Consider the following 16,816-nt stretch of genomic DNA (forward strand, 5'->3'; position numbering starts at 1 on the left):
CAAGCCTACGTCCAGCTATCCTGATAAACCCAGCGGTCCAGGTTGTCGAAGTACTGGCGCCGGAGCATGAGGCTCATCTCCACGCCGCGCACGACGCGGTCCTGGACCTCGGGAGTGGTGGCGTACTTGACCAGCAGATCGAAGGGATAGTTGCCGTGCTCCTCTTCGTCGTCGTGGATCTTCTGGTACGGGCCGGTGACCCATTCGGGCACGGTGCCGACCTCGAGGCTCTTGCCGATCAGGTAGTCGGCCACGCCCTCACCGGCAAAGGGAAACGCCGCGATCCGCTCGCAGGTGTCCGTCAGCGACTCGAAACCATTAAACATCGCCATCTGGGCGGGTAGCGGCTTGTAGTCGTGGGGCACCGCACCCTTGCTCTTCAACGCTTCCGACAGGTACTCCGCGTGGACGAACTCCTCGTGAATGGCCTCCGCCAGAATGGCCTTGATCTCGAGCTGCGGCGTGGTCTTGAGCCATGTGCCGAAGACCTCGGCGGCGCGCACCTCGTTGAAGAGCCGGCTCTGCATGACCTTGACGCGCATGTCGTCGGTGGTGAGCGGAATGTAGCTGTAGGCCGGCAGGTTGTCGTCCAGGCCCTTGCAGAACTCGGCGACCCGCTGCTGCACCTTTTTGGCGAATTCGTGGCTGTCCATGAGCACTCCCTGTCCGGAAGATTCCGGCGTGGTTTCGATGCTCAACGGTTAACAGCGGATGCCCGAACCGTCAACCAAACGGCTATTTCTTGAGACCCAGGAATTTCTTGTATTGGGCGACGACGGCCGGAGGGGCGTCGGTCATGAGCTGTATGATCCGGGCGACGTCCTTTCCCGAACGCGGAGAGACCCTGATGCCCTGACGCTTCGCCTCGCTGACGAACTGGGGGCTGGCGAGGGCCTTGAGGAAGGCTTCCTGCAACACTTGCAATCGGTCCGGCGGCGTTCCTGGAGGAAGTGCATACAGGCGAAGGATGCTCCAACTCTGAATCAGGAAATCGGCCAGCTTCCGCTGGTCGGAGTTGAGGGTCAGGTCCCTCAGGGTCGCCACTCCGGGAGGCGCTTCCGCCCCAGGGCCGGTGCCGATGGCCAGGAACGGGCGGATGGTGCCGTTCTCGATGAAGTGCCCGTACCGGTCCTGGACGAAATGGAGGGAGAGATTCATCCCCTCCAGCTCTTTCCGTTCCAGCGCCGCGAGGATGCCGGTGGAACCCTTGTACCCGGTGACAACCTTGATCGGGAGTCCGAGTGCGCGTTCGAATTCGCCCATGACGGCGGCGGACTGGCCCACGCCCGTGGCGCCCACGGCGAGGGGTTCCTTCCTCTTTTTCAGATCCGCGAGGGTGCGTATCGGCAGGTCGCCCCGTACCCACAGGACTCTCGGCAGCGCCGGCAGGGAAGGATCACCCAGGAAGAGGAACCCCTTGGGGTCGAACTTGGCCGCCGGGTCACCGATCAACGCCTGCATCACGATGCCCGCGGCGAAGTTGACGATCGTGAGACCGTCTCCGGGTTGTTCCGCGTAGACTCGGTTGGCCGCTATCAGGCTGCCCGCCCCCGGCATGTTCTGCACGATGAACTTCGGCTTGCCCGGTATATGGAGCGGGAGATGCCGCGCCAGCATTCGTGCGAACGTATCGAAGCCGCCGCCCGGGTTGACCCCGACGATGACCTTGATCGTCTTGCCTTCGTAGAAGGAAGACGCCGCGTGTGCCGGTGACCCTGGATAAAACCATGCGCACAGGGCAACGATGAGAGTAAGCAGGGCTACTCCGGCTGGTGCTTTGCGGTTCATACACACCTCCCTAGGCACCTGCGTGATGGCCACGGAGCCCGTTGAATTCCCGGACACTACGATGGGGGCAAAACCATTGTCAAACGTTCAGCGAACGCGCTCAGCCGCCCCGAGGGTTGGTTTCGGAACAGCGTTCGCTTCTGTTTGACAGGTCCGAACGATTCGAAATAAAGGGGAGCATGGCCAACGCGACATTCGTCGACTCCATCCTCGACGAGATCATCGAGCCCGGAATCCAGCGACTGATGGAGAACCGCTATTTCTCCGAACTGCGGGAAGGAAGCCTCTCCGTGCGGCGGCTGCAGGGGTGGTCGCTGCAGCACTATCTCCACAACGTCGTCCTGCTCAAGGGCTTCGCCCTCTGCATGGTGAAGAACGCCCACGACAACCAGCTCTACAACCATTTCGCCTACCAGTTCGAGGAAGAGAGCACGCATCCCGATCTGGCCAAACGCTTTGGCCTGGCGCTGGGGCTCGGCGAAGAGGACTTCGCCGACGCCACGCCGGTCTTCGGGTGCCTCGTGCACACGAGCCGGATGATCCACGGTATGCTGTTGGGGTCGCCGGCGGAGAACCGTGTCGGAGCCCTGGTGGACGAGAGCATGGTCCGGCGGTACTCGGAGGAGTTCAACACCTACGCGCGCAAGCACTACGACCTTGGAGACGAGGCCTGTGAGTTCTTCACCGTGCACATGGTCGCGGATGAAGAGCACACCGCGATGGCCTCGGACGTCATCGCTCGTATGGCCAGGACACCGCGCGAACAGCAGCTCGTACGGGAAGCCGCGCAACATACGGTACGCCTGAAGCTGGGAAAATTCGACAGCATCTACGAGAGCTACGCGTAGGCGCGTTCCGCCTGCTCCGAAACGAGAACACATGAAAATCTACAACTTCGACCTGCTCGCCTATCCGCACGTGCCCATGGACATCCCGGGCACGCCCCTGCCCAGCAACCTGTTCGATCCGCTCGAAGGCCATCGCAACTACGAAGAGCACTTCTACGAGATGGAGCATTGCGAGCAGCTCGGCTTCGAAGGGGTCCTGTTCAACGAGCACCACTACAGCGCCTACGGCACCATGCCGTCACCCAACCTGGTGGCCGCGGCGCTGAGTCAGAGGACCAGTCAGATCAAGATCGGCGTGCTCGGCAACGTCCTGCCGTTGCGTCACCACCCGGTCCGTGTGGCGGAAGAGTACGCCATGGTCGACTGCATGTCGGGCGGCCGCCTGATCGCGGGTTTTGTGCGCGGCATCCCTCCGGAATACCTCTGGTACAACATCGATCCGAAGGAATCGCGCGGGCGTTTCGAAGAGGCTTTCGAACTGATCCTGAGGGCATGGACCGAGCCCGTCTGGAGCTACCACGGCGAGTTCTTCCACCTCGACAACTGCGCCACCTGGCCCCGCCCCATCCAGCAGCCCCACCCGACGATCTGGGTCGCCGCGCGCAGCGCCGAATCCATCGAGTGGTGTGCGCGGCGCCGTATACCCATCGCCCAGGTGTACCAGACCGCCAGCCAGATCGAGGACACCTTCGACTACTACCGCAAGGTGGCCCGGGATGAAGGCTGGGAAGCCGACCCCGGGCAGTTCATCCTGTGCCGGCATATCTACGTGGATGAAACGGACGAGAAGGCGCGCGAAATCGCCGAACCGGCATTGCGCTACTTCTTCACGCTCCTGAATCGCGGTTTCAAGCAGACGGCCACCGCGCAGGGGGCGCGCGTCAGGGAAGCCCTGTACACCGACAAGTCATTCAACTACTTCCGCGAAGAGAACCGCCAGCGGCACGACTTCTCGGCGCTCGGTTGGGAAGAACTCGACCGGGTCGGGTACGTCATCGCCGGGAGCCCGGATACGGTCGCCCGTAGACTCAACGAGCAAATGCATACCGTCGGCGCCGAGCACTTCATGGGAATGTTCCACATCGGCAACCTTCCCCACAGCAAGGTGCTCGCTTCCCTGGACCTCTTCCACAAGAGAGTGATGCCGCAGTTGGAGGGGAGCCGGTAGGCTCGATTCGGGAGAGTCCTGTGCCAGGCACCCAGCGCATCACCGACCTGAAAACCCTGGACGACCTCCTCGAAAGCGAGTCCATGAGAGGATTGTGGGTCGGCGAAGAGCGGTACTTCACCGAGCCTCGACCGTTCGGAGCACCCCATCTCTGGAGGTGGGCGAAGATTCAGGAGGGCCTGGAGGCCGCGTCAAGAATCGTGCCGACGAACTTCAAGGGCTCCCGGCGCGCCATCACGCTCGTCCATCCGGACATCGCCGGAGGAACGAGCCACACGCTGGTCATGGCGGTGCAGTTGGTCAAGCCCGGGGAGGCGGTATACGCCCACCGGCACACGGCCGCGGCCATACGGTTCATTCTTGAAGGGGGAACGGACGCCTACACCGTCACCAACGGCGAGAAATCCGTCATGGAGCCGGGCGACCTCGTGGTTCAGCCGAACTGGAGCTGGCACAACCACATCAATGAATCCGATCGGGACGCGGTCTGGATCGACGTTCTCGACGTGGGCCTCATGGCCATGCTGCGCACGATGTTTCAAGAGCCGCACCCTGCCGAGGAGCTGAAACTCTTCAACAGCGCCACCGACACCACGGTCCGGAATCCCGGCGGCCTTGCCCCTCCGGGAAGGAGCCTCAAACAACTGGTCTACAAGTGGCGCGAGACCCTGCCCGCTCTGACCGAGATGCTTGCCGAAGACAAGAGCGCTTACGACGGGCGTTGCCTTGAGTACCGCGACGCGGTCACGGGAGGACCGACATTCCCGACGTTTTCGTGTTGGACTCAGATGCTGGACCCGGGAGAGCACACCTTGCTCCACCGCCACACCGCCAACCACCTGTACCATGGTTTCCGCGGCTCCGGCGTCGTCGAAGTCGGAGACACGGAACTCGCCTGGGAAGAAGGCGATTTCATGGTCGTTCCCAACTGGAGCTGGCATCGACACAGAAACGGCTCCGACACGGAGCCCGCCGTCCTCTTTTCCGCCACGGATCGCCCTCTACTGGAACGGCTCGGGCTCTACCGCGAGGAAGACGGCAACAGCAAGGGCGCAAGCTGACTCGTTCGAGAGTGCGTCTTTCCATTGGTTCGGAGGGACGAGTCCTCGTGAATCATCGCTTCGATGTCCGACGCACGGCAGTGGGTCGGTAGACCCGTTACCGCCACAGTTGGCGCCAGGGTACGATGTCGGCATCGGTGCGTTGTTGCGCCTGGTCGCCGCCATATACGATGAGCGGCCGGCCGGCGGCCTCTCCCGCCAACTCGCGCCAGCGACGCAACGTTCGCAGCCAAGCCGGAACGACCGTTGCGCCCGACTTGATCTCGACCGGCGCCAGCAACTGCCCTTGCTCCAGAACCAGATCGATCTCCAGGCCGCCGTGGCTGCGCCAGAAGAACAGGTTCGACTGTTTACCCTCGTTCCAGCGCCGCTTCAGAAATTCAGTGACGACCCAGTTCTCGAACAGTGCACCGCGCAATGAATGGGTGCGCATTTGGGCGGATGACTCGATGCCGATCAACCGGGCGGCCAAGCCCACGTCGTAGAAATAGAGCTTCGGCGTCTTTACCAGCCGTTTGCGGAAACTACGTTGGTGAGGCTGCAAGCGAAACAGGATGAACGAAGCCTCCAGCAGATTGAGCCAAGCGCGGACCGTCTTCTGGTCGACGCCGGCATCGTTGCCGATGCGGGTCAGGTCGGCAAGCTGACCAACCGACGCGGCGCACAGCCGCAATACCAGATGGAAGGTCGATAGATCCTGGATGTTCCGTAGTTGCCGGACGTCGCGCTCCACGTAGGTGTTGAGATAGGCGTTGTACCAGCGTTCCGGAGCCGCCCGCATGTCGAAGATCGGCGGATAGCCCCCGTGCAGCAACACCTCATCGAGGGAATCCGGCAACCACTCGGCCGAGTGCAACTCCCCGGCCGAGAAAGGCAGCAGATGGACGAAGCCGACCCGTCCCGCCAAGGACTGCGTAATGCGCTGCATCAACCCGAAGTGCTGAGAACCGGTAAGCACGAACTGCCCCGGTGCACGGTCTCTGTCAACGACCGCTTGCAGGTAGGAAAACAGGTCGGGACACCGCTGCGCTTCGTCGATGACCGCGCCGGCGGGAAACTGACCGAGGAAACCGCGTGGGTCGTCCCGCGCAAAGCCGAGGACGTCCAGATCCTCAAGGCTCGCGTATGGCTTGGCGACAAAGACGGTCTTCGCCAGCGTGGTCTTTCCCGATTGACGCGGCCCGACGACCGCTACGACCTTGAACTCGCGCGCCAGTGTCCGGACCAGCGGCTCCGCCTCTCGTGGGACCATGCCACTACCGTACACCCGCTGTCAAAGCCATGCAAATCCGGAATCGGAATCCGGAATATCCATGAAAGGAGGGTCCGAAGACAGCAAAACGCCTGGATCGAAAGCGTAAGGGTAAGTTTATCCCCTCCACGCGCGCGTTCAAGCGGGATCGAACGGCGTACGCACCACCGCCACGAAGATCTGCGACTGCGGCCTGATCTGGACGCTGGACACCAGCGAGAAGCCTGCTTCGGCGAGCAGCCATTTCCAATCGTCCGCGGTGTACTTGTTGTGGAACGGGAACATGCGGAACCAGCCCGCGCGCTGCCGCTCCGGCGGCTCGGTGCGGTCGCGCGGCCGGTCCTGGACATAAAGGGCGAGCGGCATGCGCACCCAGTCGTCGAGCAGGAACAGGCCGCCGGGGCGAAGCACCCGTTGTACCTCCGCCAGCACGGCAAAGGGGTCGTCCAGGACGTGAAGCACTCCGGTCATGGATACCAAGTCCATGCTGCCGGCGCCTAGCGACAACGGCTCTTTCTCGACATCGTGCACTTCCAGCGTCGGCGGCGCACCCCGGTAGCGCAGCCCGCGCGCGTGCTCGATCATGGCCGGGGTGACGTCGAAACCGTAAAGCCGGCTGCCTTGGTGGCGTTCGGAGACGTCGCGCAGGAACAACCCCGGGCCGCAGCCCAGATCCGCGATGGCGGGCTCGGCGGGAAGATGCCGCCCCACGTTGGCCCTGAAGACGGACCAGTATTGATCATTGAAACGCCTGGGGTAGCGCTCCACCATGCGTGCGACGAACTCCGCGTCGGACGCGCCGTGAATCTCCTGTTGGGTGGGCATGGATGGTCAATCGGTCGGAAACGTCGCGTTTGCGGCCCCGGTGATGATCATAGGATCGGGGATGCCGCGTTCGCGGCAGGGTGGCGTGGCGCCGGCGCCGCCCTCGGGTACCGCTCCGGCGCCACTCTGTCTCATGAGTCCAGCGTCGACTCCACGAACAGCTCGTCCACCGCCACGGCCCTGTCCATGAGCCCCTGGTCGTGGGAGTAACCCATGAAGCGTTCCAGGTTGGCGCGGTTGCGCTTGAGGCCGTAGGGCCAGTAGTCCTCGCCCAGGGCGGCTCGCTCCTCTTCGTAGAGGTGCCGGGTCCACGCCAGGCTGGACCAGTTGGGATCGGCGTAGTACTCGCGGCACGCCGTCTTGGCGTTCTCGAAGGCGTCCATGACGCTCTGCACGGCGAAGGGATACTTCTCCAGCACCTCGTTCTTGAAGGCCACCACGTGCATGATGGGGTAGAAGCCGTTCTTGCGGTAGTACTTGAGCTCCTCGGCGCGGGCGTCGCGGAACAGACGGCGGATCTTGTCCGAGCCGTCCACCACCTCGTCCGGCGGATGGGGCATCATCAGGGCGTCGATCTCGCCCCGCTCCAGCATGGCGCCGATGCTCTCGCCCTTCTCCAGGTAGCGGATGCGCACGCCTTCGGCCTCGATGGGCAGGGCCTCGGGCCGGTCGATGACCCAGTCGATCTCGCGCCAGGGCACGTCGTACTCGCTCTGCAGGTCGCCCTTGGCGAGTACGGAAAGGGTCGTCTGGAAGGTGCTCAGCCCCACGGTCCTGCCGATGAGGTCCTTGGGCGACTCGATGCCCGCGTCCACGTTGACCCACATCTGCGACAGGCTGAACAGCCGCCGCGGGAACACCGGGATGGCCTTGATGGGCATGTCGCGGCTCTGGGAGATGAGATACGACGACAGCGACAACTCGCCGATGTCGAACTCGCCCTGGAGCATGCGCTCGTGGCGCCGGGAGCCCTGCCTCAGCGGGTGGGACTGGCCGATCTCCAGCACCTCGATGTCCAGGCCTTCGGCGTTGACGCTTCCGTCGAACAGGGGCACGTGCCTGTCGTAGTGGGACAGGGCCATGGTCAGTTTGGGATCCGGCATGTGAGGGTCGCTCCTTCCCTGAAAGGGTTGCACGGCGAATTGAAACGAGACTATACACTACCCATATCGGCACAGCCAAACCTGAACGGCACCCACCGCCCCACAGAGGAGGGACGAACATGGCCAGAATCCGCTACGTGGCCACCCTGAGCCGCGACCCCGACGCACTGGCGGGCTTCTACACCCAGTACCTCGGCATGAAGGAGCTGGGACGCTCGCCCGAAGGGGACGTCTCCCTCACCGAGGGCCTCTACAACCTCACCCTGTTCCGCAAGCGGCAATCCCTGGGCGAGTTGTACATGCGCCGGGGGCTGCACCACATCGGCCTTCAGGTGGAGAATCTTGCCGAGGTACGGGCGCGTTACCAGAAGTTCAACCCCCGGGGCATGGTGATCGCCGAGCCCGGCGGCCTTCACCACGGCACGATCCGCATCTTCGACCCGGAGTGCAATCCCGTGACCCTGTCGGAAGCGAGTTTCGGCGTGGAGGGGGAACCCGAGCTGCCGCGCATCGCCCACGTCGCCTTCAACGCTCTCGATCCGGAGATGGTCCTCCAATTCTACACCCAGGTGCTGGGGCTCCGGGAGGTCGGCAACAGCTACGAGCGGCGGCGCAACGGCCAGCTCAACCGCTTTTGCGGCGACGGCTCCACCAACCTTGCCATTCACCCGTTCTTCACCGCCAGCGTTGGGCATGAGAAGCGCTTCGGCGTGAACCACATGGGTTTCCTCGTAAACGATCTGGCGCGGAAGCTGGACGAGCTGGGGAGCGTGGTGGCGGTGAAACCGCGTCCGCCGGATCGGCCGTACGCCGAGTTTCGCTTCCGGGACCCCGAGGGGAACGCCCTGGACCTGTCCCAGAACAAGGGCTGGGAAGTGGACGTGGACAAGTGGGACCGGGCCGCGTGAGCGCGGGCATCACCCGGCCGGCGGGATGAACAGCCACGGTCAAGTTTTTTTGGAAGGGAGAACGACATGGCCATCGAAGTCATGGATCTGATGGACAAGGGGCGCAAGGACCTCAAGCGCGAGGTCGTGCTCAACACCAAGCGCTTCCACACCTGGGTGCACGTCTATCGCGAGCCCGGGGACAAGGACGACATGCACTGCCACAACGCCGACCAGAGCTTCTACGTCATGGACGGCGAGTGCACCATGCACTTCCCCGACGGCGGCAAGGCGGTGCTGACGCCGGGCATGGTGGCGCTCATCCACGGCGGCGAGTTCTACCAGCTCGAGAACTCCGGCACCGGCCCGATGATCCTCATGGGCAACCGCTCGGGCCCGTCGGAAGACATCAAGCACATCAACTACGAGCTGCGAAGGGACATCAAGGAGCTGCCCCGGGAAGACCGGGAACGCATCGGCAAAGGCGGCCCGGTGTACGTGAACCAACCCGCGCAAGACGGCTGAGCCCACGGTCATGGCTCTCGACTATCTGCCGATCCTCGCGCAGAACGCCGCCCCCAGGCCGCCGCGCAAGCTGTACCGCGCACCCCGCATCGGCTGGCAACCCCTCGCCCGACCGCTGAACGAGATGCGCGTGAGCCTCGTCACCAGCGCGGCCATCCGGCAGACCAACCAGCGCGCCTTCACGGCGGGGGGCGACCCCAGCCACCGCCGCATCGCCGCGGACCCGGACGTGGCGGTCACGGTCGACCATCACTCTCCCGTGGGCGCCGACGTTCGCAGGGATGCCGAGGTGGTCTTTCCCAGGCGGACGTTGCAGGAACTGGCGCGGACAGGAGTCATCGGCAGCGTAGCCCGCACTCACTTCTCCATCTACGGCGGCATCTCCGACCACGCCGCCATCACCGAAGAACTCGCGCCGGAGCTGGCGCGCAGGCTCACGGCCATGCGCGTGGACCTCGCCCTGATGGTCCCCTACTGACCCTACTGCCACGAGACCGTGAGTCTCGTCGCCAACGTCGTGGAGAGCCTGGGCGTGCCGACGCTCCTGATAGGCACGGTCCGGGACATCGTGGAGCGCGTCAAGCCGCCCAGGGCCGTCTGCGTGGACAATCCCGTTGGCCGGACCTTCGGCCGCCCCAAGGCGCGCCGCCGCCACGAGTCCCTGCTGACCCAGGCCCTGAGCCAAGCCCATTCGTTCAAACGGAAAGGTGGGATCATCGACCTGCCGGGCAACTGGACCGACCGGCCCGGCGCCTCCTGGCAGGAAATGGTCCGGCGGGAGATCCTGCGGCTGAAGCGGACCGAGCGCCTATGAGTAGTTCACGGCTCGTTGAGCATGCTCCCGAAGCACGCGGTTGATCTCGGTCTGGTACCCGCGTCCTCCTGGGGCGTTTGCTTTGAACCATGCCAACACGTCGGCATCCAATCTCAGGGTGATCTGTTGTTTCACCGGCCGGTAGAGCATGCCGCGTCTAGCACCGGACCAGTCGAGAATCTCGGGTATATCGGTTGTATCGATCTTCTCGTCCGGAAGGTTCGCAAGTGCTTTGATCTCCGCCTTCTGCTCCTTTTCAGGTGCTCTAGAAGTCGCCTTCTTCATAGGCTCCCCTTTCGTGGACGGTCGCTCCGGGCACTGATGATGCGACCCACTTCAATGCCGGTCCCAGGCTCCGCCCTAGGCCAAGTGTGTGCCACCATCACGATCACGTTGCCTACCATGCCGATGGTGTGCCAGCGTTCCTCGTCTGTATTCGGATACGGCCGGTGGGCTGCCAAAGGATCTTCGAACACTAGCTTCGCAGTGTCGAAGCCGAGCCCGTGCTTTCGCCTGTTGGCTTGGCTCTTGTCTTCGTCCCATGTCCAGTGCAACGATCAGGTCCAGACTGTAACTACAAAATGATAGCTACAAGCTAGCTTCTTGTCAACCAGTCCTGACGTCGGTGACGTGGTACTGGAGGCGCTGCGGGGGACAAGACAATCCAGGAGATCGCTGTGCGGCACAAGATCCACCCGAACCAGGTGAGCAGGTGGAAGCAGCGAGCTCGCCATCTCCATGGACTGCAGGGGCTGGTGCATGGACAACATCAGGACGGTGCCGGGGTTTCGAAGCCGCAAGCCGCCGTTCCGTGAGCCCGTGCCGGGCCAGTCGAGCGGAGGCTGTCAATGCCCACATTGTGCAGACATATGTCGTCGCCGCGCGCCAAACGCAACCGTGTCCCGATTGGTTCGCACGGCCTAACGGAACGGTTGCCAAGCCGCAAGCCGCCCGAGGCGCCGTGTTGTGCCTGCCCTATCGCGCGGCCTTGGCGGACAGGTCCGCCCGATGCAGAACGCGCCCAGCAAGGATGACGATGACAATCTCATCGTATGCGGCGACGTCCTCCATTGGGTTCCTTGCCAACAGCAACAGGTCCGCGCGTTTTCCCACTTCCACCGTCCCGACGACGTCACGCAGGCCGAAGATCTCCGCGTTCACGATGGTCGCGGCGCGGAACAACTGAGCGGGAGTGACGCCTGCTGCCAGCCAACGGCGCATTTCCTGCCGGCCGTTGAGACCCGGGGGATTGGCGTAGGTGGGACTGCTCGGGGTGTCGCTGCCGAAGCTCAGCCGCCCACCGTTCGAGGCGAGATAGGAGAGCGCGGCGGTGACGCGCGCTATCGGTCTGGCGGCGAAGCCTCTCCAGCCACCGCTCTCCAGCGCCCGCGCCACCCTTGGATTGGCGCGCATCCGATCGCGCAGCCACTGCCCCTCCCGGGTTCCATACCAGTCGATCAGGCTCCACGGCAGCACGTGCTTGAACTCGGGGCTGGAGAGATAGTCGGGGTCGTGCAGGTCACGCTCGCCGTAGAGCACTTGTATGGTGGGCTGCCAAACGATGTTCCGCTGGACGATGGCGTCGAGTATTCGGGTGACCTCCGGGTTCAGTTCGGTGGCTTTCCTGTCGGCCCAGTTCCACATGCCGTGAGCGAGAACGTCGACGCCCGCCTCGACGCCGAAGGCCTGGGCGGATTGGGAATTGGCGTGCAGCAGCACCGGCATGCCGCGCGCGTGCGCGGCGGCCACCAGGTCCCGGATCATCTCTTTGGTGGGCACCGGCAGATGGCGGCGGCCGCCGAACCCGCGTTCAAACACCGTCTTGACGCAGACCGCGCCGTCGCCGTGCATCCGTTCGACCACGCCCTTCGGTGTATGCTCCGCCGGCTCGAACCCGTCGGGAAACGCGTCGGCCCGCGCCTCGTCGAACAGGAAATAGGGCATGATCCGGTACCGGAGGGGCTTCGGGATGAAGTTCATGGGATAACCGTCGAAGACGGGCGCCGCCCCGCAAAAGTGCGCGTGAGGGCGGACGTCCTGCCGGTTCCACTCCGCAATGACGTCGGGCTGCGCGATCAGGTCGATCACCGTGGTGAAGCCATGGAACAGGTAGCTGCGCGGAATCTGCCGGCGCGCGGCGCGGGCGATGTCCGGATGGGCCACTTCATGCCGGTAGGTCATCCCTGGAATTTCGCTCAGGTGGGTATGGCCGTCGATCAGTCCGGGGGCGAGGTAACGTCCGGTACCGTCGATGACCTGCCCGGAGCCATGGGCGTCCAGCGAGCGCTCGTGCCCGATGCCGGCGATCCGCCCTTCCCGCACCAACACGTTCGTCGGTTCCGACGGGGCCTCCCGCTCCGGCGAGATAACAGTGACGTTGCTGATCAGAACGTCTTGACCGAGAGCCGCGCTGTTATTCGTGACCCATCCAATGGCAGCGACCATGAGGCAGACCGCAAGACGACGAACTTCCATGGGATCGTTCCCTTCTGTGGTGCGAGCCAACCGGGCAGGACGCTAGAGCCGCCGCACCGAACCGGAGTCCTTTAGCGCCTCGTACGCTCGCAGTCCCACCGCGAGGTCCATGATCCCCAGACCCTGGAGCTTGAACAGCGTGATCTCTTCCGGGGCGGTGCGGCCCGGCGCGTTGCCGAGGATCACGTCCCCAAGCTCGCAGACGCCGTCCCAGGCGAGCACGCCGTCGCGGACCGCGCGGAACACGTCGCTCTGGTTGGTTTCAAGGGTGGACCGGGAGGTGACGCAGACCCTGGCCGCGCGGGTCATGGTCTCGTGGTCGATCTCCGCGCGCACGCGGGTCTTGTCGCCGTTGGCGATGGACGTGACATGCATCCCGGGACGCAGGGCCCGGCCTTCGAACACCGGGCTCTGGGCGTTGGTGGCGGTGATGGCGATGTCCGCGCCGTCCAACGCGGCCTCGGCGCCATTCACGGCCGTTGCCTCCAGATCCAGAGCGTTCCCGGCGCGTTCGGCGAATCGGAGCCGGTTCGCCGGGGTGGGACTGAACACCCGGACGGTCTCGATGGGACGCACGGCGCACACGGCCTCGAGCTGCGTGAAGGCGTGCTTCTCGCTGCCGATCACCGCCACCCGCGTGGCGTCGGGCGGGGCCAGGTACTTGGCGCCGACGCCGCCCGCCGCGCCGGTGCGAAGCTCGTTGATGCCGCAGTCCTGGAACAGGATCAGGGGCTCGCCGGAATCGACGCTGTAGAGGATCACGGTCTCGTGGTGGATGGCCCGGTCCTGATCGGTCTGGAGGTAGGCGCCCATGGCGCCCTTGAAGGAGCCCGGCAACACGCCGAAGAGCATCCGGTTGGCGTGGTGGATGCGCCGGCGCGGCAGCACCACGGCGTTGCCGCGGGAAGTTTCCGCCAGGGATTCCTCCACGGCCTCGATGGCCTGCGCCATGGGAATGATGGTGGCCGCCGGGGTTTCCTTGATGAACAGCATGCCTGGCCTCCCGTTTCGTGTGTAGCCGACTTACGGCGTCACAGGTACGCCCGTCGCCGCGCGGGGGTCACGCAGGACCCTGCCCTTGCCGGCTCGTGGAATCGGGGCCGGCGGCCCCGTCCGGGGCAGTCTGCCATCCCTTGAACTGCCCGTCCAGGAGCGGTATTCAACATCAACGAACGAGTGTCCGGCCCCACCGCGTCAACAGAGACCCGCGCGGGACCGAACGCTCCACGCTTGACGGCTTATCGTTTCGGCGCACCGCCGATCCCGCCGCTTTCGCTTCCGTACGGCGCCGCGCCGCGCGGGGACAGCGGTCATCCCAAGAGGAGGATCCCCATGGCCATCAACGGTACCAAGGTCATCGATCTCGACAGCCACTTGGTGGGCGACGTGGCGAACTGGAAGCACTGCATCGAGGATGCGTGGAAGGAACACCTTCCGCGGCCGCTTCCCACGGCACCCGACGAAAGGCGCAAGACCCTGGTGGGGACGCGTATCATGGTGGGTTCGGAAGTGACCCGGCAGAGCGGCGAAAAGCCCCAATGGCACAAGGCGGAAGACCTGGCGGCCGGCGGGCGCGTGCGCAACCTCGACAAGGACGGCATCGATGTGGCCGTGCTGTCGCCCAACTCGCCCGCGCTGGACCTGGTGTGGTTTCCGGACGACCCGGAACTGGCCACGGCCTATTGCCGCGCCGAAAACGACTACATGCGGCAGTACGCCAACGAGTTTCCGGAACGCCTGCAATGGGCGGGCGTCATCCCTTGGCAGGACGTGGACCTGGCGGTCAAGGAACTGCACCGCATGGCCGACATGGGCAACCAGGCCCTCAACATGAAGGCGGTGCCGGTGGCCGGACGCTTGTGTTGGGACCCCTACTACGATCCCATCTACGCCGAACTGGAGAACCTGAACTGGCCGATCATCGTCCACGACACCAAGCACGATTCCATGGGCCAGGAACGGTTCGCGGACAACTTCTTCTTCTCGCACATGGTGGGGCGTGTCTTCGAGTCCATGGTGTGCATGATGTCGTTCATCTGCGGCGGCGTGCTGGAACGGTTCCCGAAGCTGAACCTCGTGTGCCTCGAGACCGGCGCCTCCCAGATGCCTTGGTGGCTGGGGCGCATGGACGAGCACTTCGAGAAGCTGCCGCACTTGGTGCCGTGGCTCAAGATGAAGCCGAGCGAGTATTTCATGCGGCAGGTGTACGTGGGCTGCGAGCCGTTCGAGGACGAGCACTTCGAGGTGGCGGTGGAGATGCTCGGCGACGACAACCTGGTGCTGGCCACGGACACGCCGCACTGGGACTCTTCCCCTCCCGGCACGGTGACCCGGCCCATCCTGGAGAGCGACAAGCTCACCGAAGAAAACAAGCGCAAGATCCTGGGCGCGAACGCGGCCCGGATACTGAACTGAAACAGCACCCTGAATCGGCAGTCACGCTGCGAACCAACCGGAGGTGAACCTTGGCCTATCAGACAGTCGGAAAGCCCATGCCGCGCATCGAGGGCGCGGATAAAGTCACCGGCGCCACGCGCTACGCCGCGGACTTGCCGATACCCGAATCCCTGTACGCCAAAGTCCTTCGCAGCCCGCTCGCCCACGCGCGGATTCGCAAGATCGATACCGCCGCGGCCAAGGCGCTACCGGGCGTCCACGCCGTCCTCACCGGCGCGGACCTGCCGGAAGTGTACGTGGGGCTGCGGATGAAGGACATGCCCGTGCTGGCGACGGACAAGGTCCGGTTCGTCGGCGACCCGGTAGCCGCGGTGGCCGCGGACACCCCGGAGATCGCCGACGACGCGCTACGCCTCATCGAGGTGGACTACGAGGAGTTGCCCGGCGTGTATGATCCGCTGGAGGCCGTAAAGACCGGCACCGAGGCGCTGCACGACGCGCCGCGAGATTACAAGAACGCCCCGCCGCTGGCGGAGGGCGTGGACCCGGACCTGCCCAACGTCCAGTCCCACAGCGTTTGGGGAAACGGCGACATCGAGGAAGGCTTCAAGAGCGCCGACCGGGTGTTCGAGGGCACCTTTGCCACACAACTGGCCCACCACGGTTATCTGGAGCCCCATGCCTGCACCGTGGCGGTGGATGCTTCCGGTAACGTGGAAGTGTGGGCCTCCAACAAGGGGCCGTTCGCGCTCAAGAACCGGCTCGCCCAGGACCTCGGCCTGGAGCCCGAGAAGGTCAACGTCCACATTCTCTCGGTGGGCGGCGACTTCGGCGGCAAGGCTTCCATGATCGACACCCCGGTTTGCTACTTCCTGGCCAAGGAGACGGGCCGGCCGGTACGGTTGGTGCTCACCTACACCGAAGAGATCGCCACCGCGGCCCACCGCCATCCGGCGGTGGTGACGCTGCGGGCGGGGGTCAAGAACGACGGTACCCTCACGGCCATCGAAGGCATCGTCACATTCGCGGGCGGTGCGTACGCGGCCTGGAAGGCCAATCCCGAGATCACCGTGATGGGCGCAAAACGGCTGGCCAGTTACTACCGCGTACCCGCCATCCGCATCGAGACCGTGTGCGCCTACACCAATCAGGTCCCGTGCACACAAACCCGCACCCCGGGGAGCCCGCAGATCGTCTTCGCCGTGGAGTCGCTGATGGGCCAGATCGCCAGGGAGATGGACATCGACCCCGCGGACTTCCGGCTGCACAACCTGCTGGACCCCGGCGACACCTCGCCTCTGGGCGCCAAATGGGACGGCATCCTGGCCAAGGAGACCCTGGAGAAGGCGGTGGAGGCGTCGGGATGGCGCAAGAGCCCGCCCGGACCCAACCGCGGACGCGGCATCGCCCTCTACGAGCGCGGCGCCGGCGGCGGCAACGCCAACGCGGGCATCGATCTGGATGAAGACGGTACCGTGACGGTCCTCGTCGGCGTGCCCGACGTGGGGCCCGGCATCCACACCGCCATCGTGCAGATCGTCAGCGAGACCCTGGGCACCGCGCCCGAGAGCATTCGCATCCGGGTCGAGGACACCGACAACTCGCCCTGGGACCCCGGCACCGGCGGCAGCAAGTCCACCAACACCACCGGCCACGCCGCCCACAAGGCCGCC

Annotated in this window: 17 protein-coding genes and 1 pseudogene; 9 read left to right on the top strand and 9 right to left on the bottom strand. The window is 64.6% G+C overall.

What is annotated here, in order from left to right; translation table 11 throughout:
• Positions 1–5: 5 nt before the first annotated feature.
• Both OXF11_13495 and OXF11_13500 read right to left on the bottom strand, forming a co-directional pair.
• Positions 6–653, bottom strand: coding sequence for a hypothetical protein (locus OXF11_13495; GenBank protein ID MCY4488111.1), 648 nt, complete (start codon positions 651–653; stop codon positions 6–8).
• A gap of 82 nt (positions 654–735) precedes the next feature.
• Positions 736–1,788 carry a tripartite tricarboxylate transporter substrate-binding protein gene (locus OXF11_13500; GenBank protein MCY4488112.1) on the bottom strand — a complete coding sequence of 351 codons (1,053 nt, stop codon included), beginning with the start codon at positions 1,786–1,788 and terminating at the stop codon, positions 736–738.
• A gap of 179 nt (positions 1,789–1,967) precedes the next feature.
• On the opposite strand from OXF11_13500, the gene OXF11_13505 reads away from it, so the two are divergent.
• The 3 genes from OXF11_13505 to OXF11_13515 are packed head-to-tail and all read left to right on the top strand — an operon-like array spanning position 1,968 to position 4,865.
• Positions 1,968–2,636: an iron-containing redox enzyme family protein gene (locus tag OXF11_13505; protein ID MCY4488113.1), complete on the top strand. Its 669-nt coding sequence runs from the start codon at positions 1,968–1,970 to the stop codon at positions 2,634–2,636.
• Between the two features lie 31 nt (positions 2,637–2,667).
• Positions 2,668–3,804: an LLM class flavin-dependent oxidoreductase gene (locus OXF11_13510; protein ID MCY4488114.1), complete on the top strand. Its 1,137-nt coding sequence runs from the start codon at positions 2,668–2,670 to the stop codon at positions 3,802–3,804.
• A gap of 20 nt (positions 3,805–3,824) precedes the next feature.
• The gene (locus OXF11_13515) at positions 3,825–4,865 is read left to right on the top strand and encodes a cupin domain-containing protein (protein ID MCY4488115.1); all 1,041 of its coding nucleotides are present in this window, start codon (positions 3,825–3,827) and stop codon (positions 4,863–4,865) included.
• A gap of 97 nt (positions 4,866–4,962) precedes the next feature.
• On the opposite strand, the gene OXF11_13520 is transcribed toward OXF11_13515, so the two are convergent.
• From OXF11_13520 to OXF11_13530, 3 genes are all read right to left on the bottom strand, one after another.
• Positions 4,963–6,117, bottom strand: coding sequence for an ATP-binding protein (locus OXF11_13520; protein MCY4488116.1), 1,155 nt, complete (start codon positions 6,115–6,117; stop codon positions 4,963–4,965).
• 138 nt (positions 6,118–6,255) lie between these two features.
• Positions 6,256–6,942 carry a class I SAM-dependent methyltransferase gene (locus OXF11_13525; GenBank protein ID MCY4488117.1) on the bottom strand — a complete coding sequence of 229 codons (687 nt, stop codon included), beginning with the start codon at positions 6,940–6,942 and terminating at the stop codon, positions 6,256–6,258.
• A 131-nt stretch (positions 6,943–7,073) separates the two neighbouring features.
• Positions 7,074–8,045, bottom strand: a complete 972-nt coding sequence (locus OXF11_13530) for an ABC transporter substrate-binding protein (GenBank protein MCY4488118.1) — start codon at positions 8,043–8,045, stop codon at positions 7,074–7,076.
• Positions 8,046–8,164: 119 nt separating this feature from the next.
• Between OXF11_13530 and OXF11_13535 the strand changes: the two genes are divergently transcribed.
• From OXF11_13535 to OXF11_13550, 4 genes are all read left to right on the top strand, one after another.
• Positions 8,165–8,953 carry a VOC family protein gene (locus OXF11_13535; protein ID MCY4488119.1) on the top strand — a complete coding sequence of 263 codons (789 nt, stop codon included), beginning with the start codon at positions 8,165–8,167 and terminating at the stop codon, positions 8,951–8,953.
• A gap of 66 nt (positions 8,954–9,019) precedes the next feature.
• Entirely contained in the window at positions 9,020–9,457 is a 438-nt protein-coding gene (locus OXF11_13540; protein MCY4488120.1) for a cupin domain-containing protein, read from the top strand.
• A 10-nt stretch (positions 9,458–9,467) separates the two neighbouring features.
• Positions 9,468–9,935: a hypothetical protein gene (locus OXF11_13545; protein MCY4488121.1), complete on the top strand. Its 468-nt coding sequence runs from the start codon at positions 9,468–9,470 to the stop codon at positions 9,933–9,935.
• A gap of 18 nt (positions 9,936–9,953) precedes the next feature.
• Positions 9,954–10,271 carry a hypothetical protein gene (locus tag OXF11_13550; protein ID MCY4488122.1) on the top strand — a complete coding sequence of 106 codons (318 nt, stop codon included), beginning with the start codon at positions 9,954–9,956 and terminating at the stop codon, positions 10,269–10,271.
• Here the strand turns inward: OXF11_13550 and OXF11_13555 are convergent.
• The 4 genes and pseudogenes from OXF11_13555 to OXF11_13570 form a co-directional block, all read right to left on the bottom strand.
• Complete coding sequence (locus OXF11_13555; protein MCY4488123.1) at positions 10,266–10,556, bottom strand: BrnA antitoxin family protein; 291 nt, start codon at positions 10,554–10,556, stop codon at positions 10,266–10,268. The two genes, OXF11_13550 and OXF11_13555, sit on opposite strands and share 6 nt — an antisense overlap.
• Positions 10,537–10,825 (bottom strand): annotated as a pseudogene (locus tag OXF11_13560) (BrnT family toxin). The gene OXF11_13555 and the pseudogene OXF11_13560 overlap by 20 nt, the downstream one beginning before the upstream one ends.
• Positions 10,826–11,246: 421 nt before the next feature.
• On the bottom strand, positions 11,247–12,746 hold the full coding sequence (locus tag OXF11_13565) for an amidohydrolase family protein (protein MCY4488124.1): 1,500 nt from the start codon (positions 12,744–12,746) through the stop codon (positions 11,247–11,249).
• Between the two features lie 42 nt (positions 12,747–12,788).
• Positions 12,789–13,739 (bottom strand): ornithine cyclodeaminase family protein, encoded by a 951-nt coding sequence (locus OXF11_13570; GenBank protein MCY4488125.1) that lies wholly within the window; start codon positions 13,737–13,739, stop codon positions 12,789–12,791.
• Between the two features lie 339 nt (positions 13,740–14,078).
• Between OXF11_13570 and OXF11_13575 the strand changes: the two genes are divergently transcribed.
• Both OXF11_13575 and OXF11_13580 read left to right on the top strand, forming a co-directional pair.
• Positions 14,079–15,161, top strand: coding sequence for an amidohydrolase family protein (locus OXF11_13575; GenBank protein MCY4488126.1), 1,083 nt, complete (start codon positions 14,079–14,081; stop codon positions 15,159–15,161).
• Between the two features lie 50 nt (positions 15,162–15,211).
• Positions 15,212–16,816 (top strand): xanthine dehydrogenase family protein molybdopterin-binding subunit (locus OXF11_13580; GenBank protein ID MCY4488127.1); only part of this gene is annotated, 1,605 nt, incomplete at its 3' end.

This window comes from Deltaproteobacteria bacterium (assembly GCA_026712905.1).
Classification (GTDB): Bacteria; Desulfobacterota; Binatia; order UBA9968; family JAJDTQ01; genus JAJDTQ01.

Bases quoted from the DNA above. Each gene is read 5' to 3' on its own strand.
- OXF11_13495 (MCY4488111.1), bottom strand. From the start codon at position 653: ATGGACAGCCACGAATTCGCCAAAAAGGTGCAGCAGCGGGTCGCCGAG.
- OXF11_13500 (MCY4488112.1), bottom strand. From the start codon at position 1,788: ATGAACCGCAAAGCACCAGCCGGAGTAGCCCTGCTTACTCTCATCGTT.
- OXF11_13505 (MCY4488113.1), top strand. From the start codon at position 1,968: ATGGCCAACGCGACATTCGTCGACTCCATCCTCGACGAGATCATCGAG.
- OXF11_13510 (MCY4488114.1), top strand. From the start codon at position 2,668: ATGAAAATCTACAACTTCGACCTGCTCGCCTATCCGCACGTGCCCATG.
- OXF11_13520 (MCY4488116.1), bottom strand. From the start codon at position 6,117: ATGGTCCCACGAGAGGCGGAGCCGCTGGTCCGGACACTGGCGCGCGAG.
- OXF11_13525 (MCY4488117.1), bottom strand. From the start codon at position 6,942: ATGCCCACCCAACAGGAGATTCACGGCGCGTCCGACGCGGAGTTCGTC.
- OXF11_13530 (MCY4488118.1), bottom strand. From the start codon at position 8,045: ATGCCGGATCCCAAACTGACCATGGCCCTGTCCCACTACGACAGGCAC.
- OXF11_13535 (MCY4488119.1), top strand. From the start codon at position 8,165: ATGGCCAGAATCCGCTACGTGGCCACCCTGAGCCGCGACCCCGACGCA.
- OXF11_13540 (MCY4488120.1), top strand. From the start codon at position 9,020: ATGGCCATCGAAGTCATGGATCTGATGGACAAGGGGCGCAAGGACCTC.
- OXF11_13545 (MCY4488121.1), top strand. From the start codon at position 9,468: ATGGCTCTCGACTATCTGCCGATCCTCGCGCAGAACGCCGCCCCCAGG.
- OXF11_13555 (MCY4488123.1), bottom strand. From the start codon at position 10,556: ATGAAGAAGGCGACTTCTAGAGCACCTGAAAAGGAGCAGAAGGCGGAG.
- OXF11_13565 (MCY4488124.1), bottom strand. From the start codon at position 12,746: ATGGAAGTTCGTCGTCTTGCGGTCTGCCTCATGGTCGCTGCCATTGGA.
- OXF11_13570 (MCY4488125.1), bottom strand. From the start codon at position 13,739: ATGCTGTTCATCAAGGAAACCCCGGCGGCCACCATCATTCCCATGGCG.
- OXF11_13575 (MCY4488126.1), top strand. From the start codon at position 14,079: ATGGCCATCAACGGTACCAAGGTCATCGATCTCGACAGCCACTTGGTG.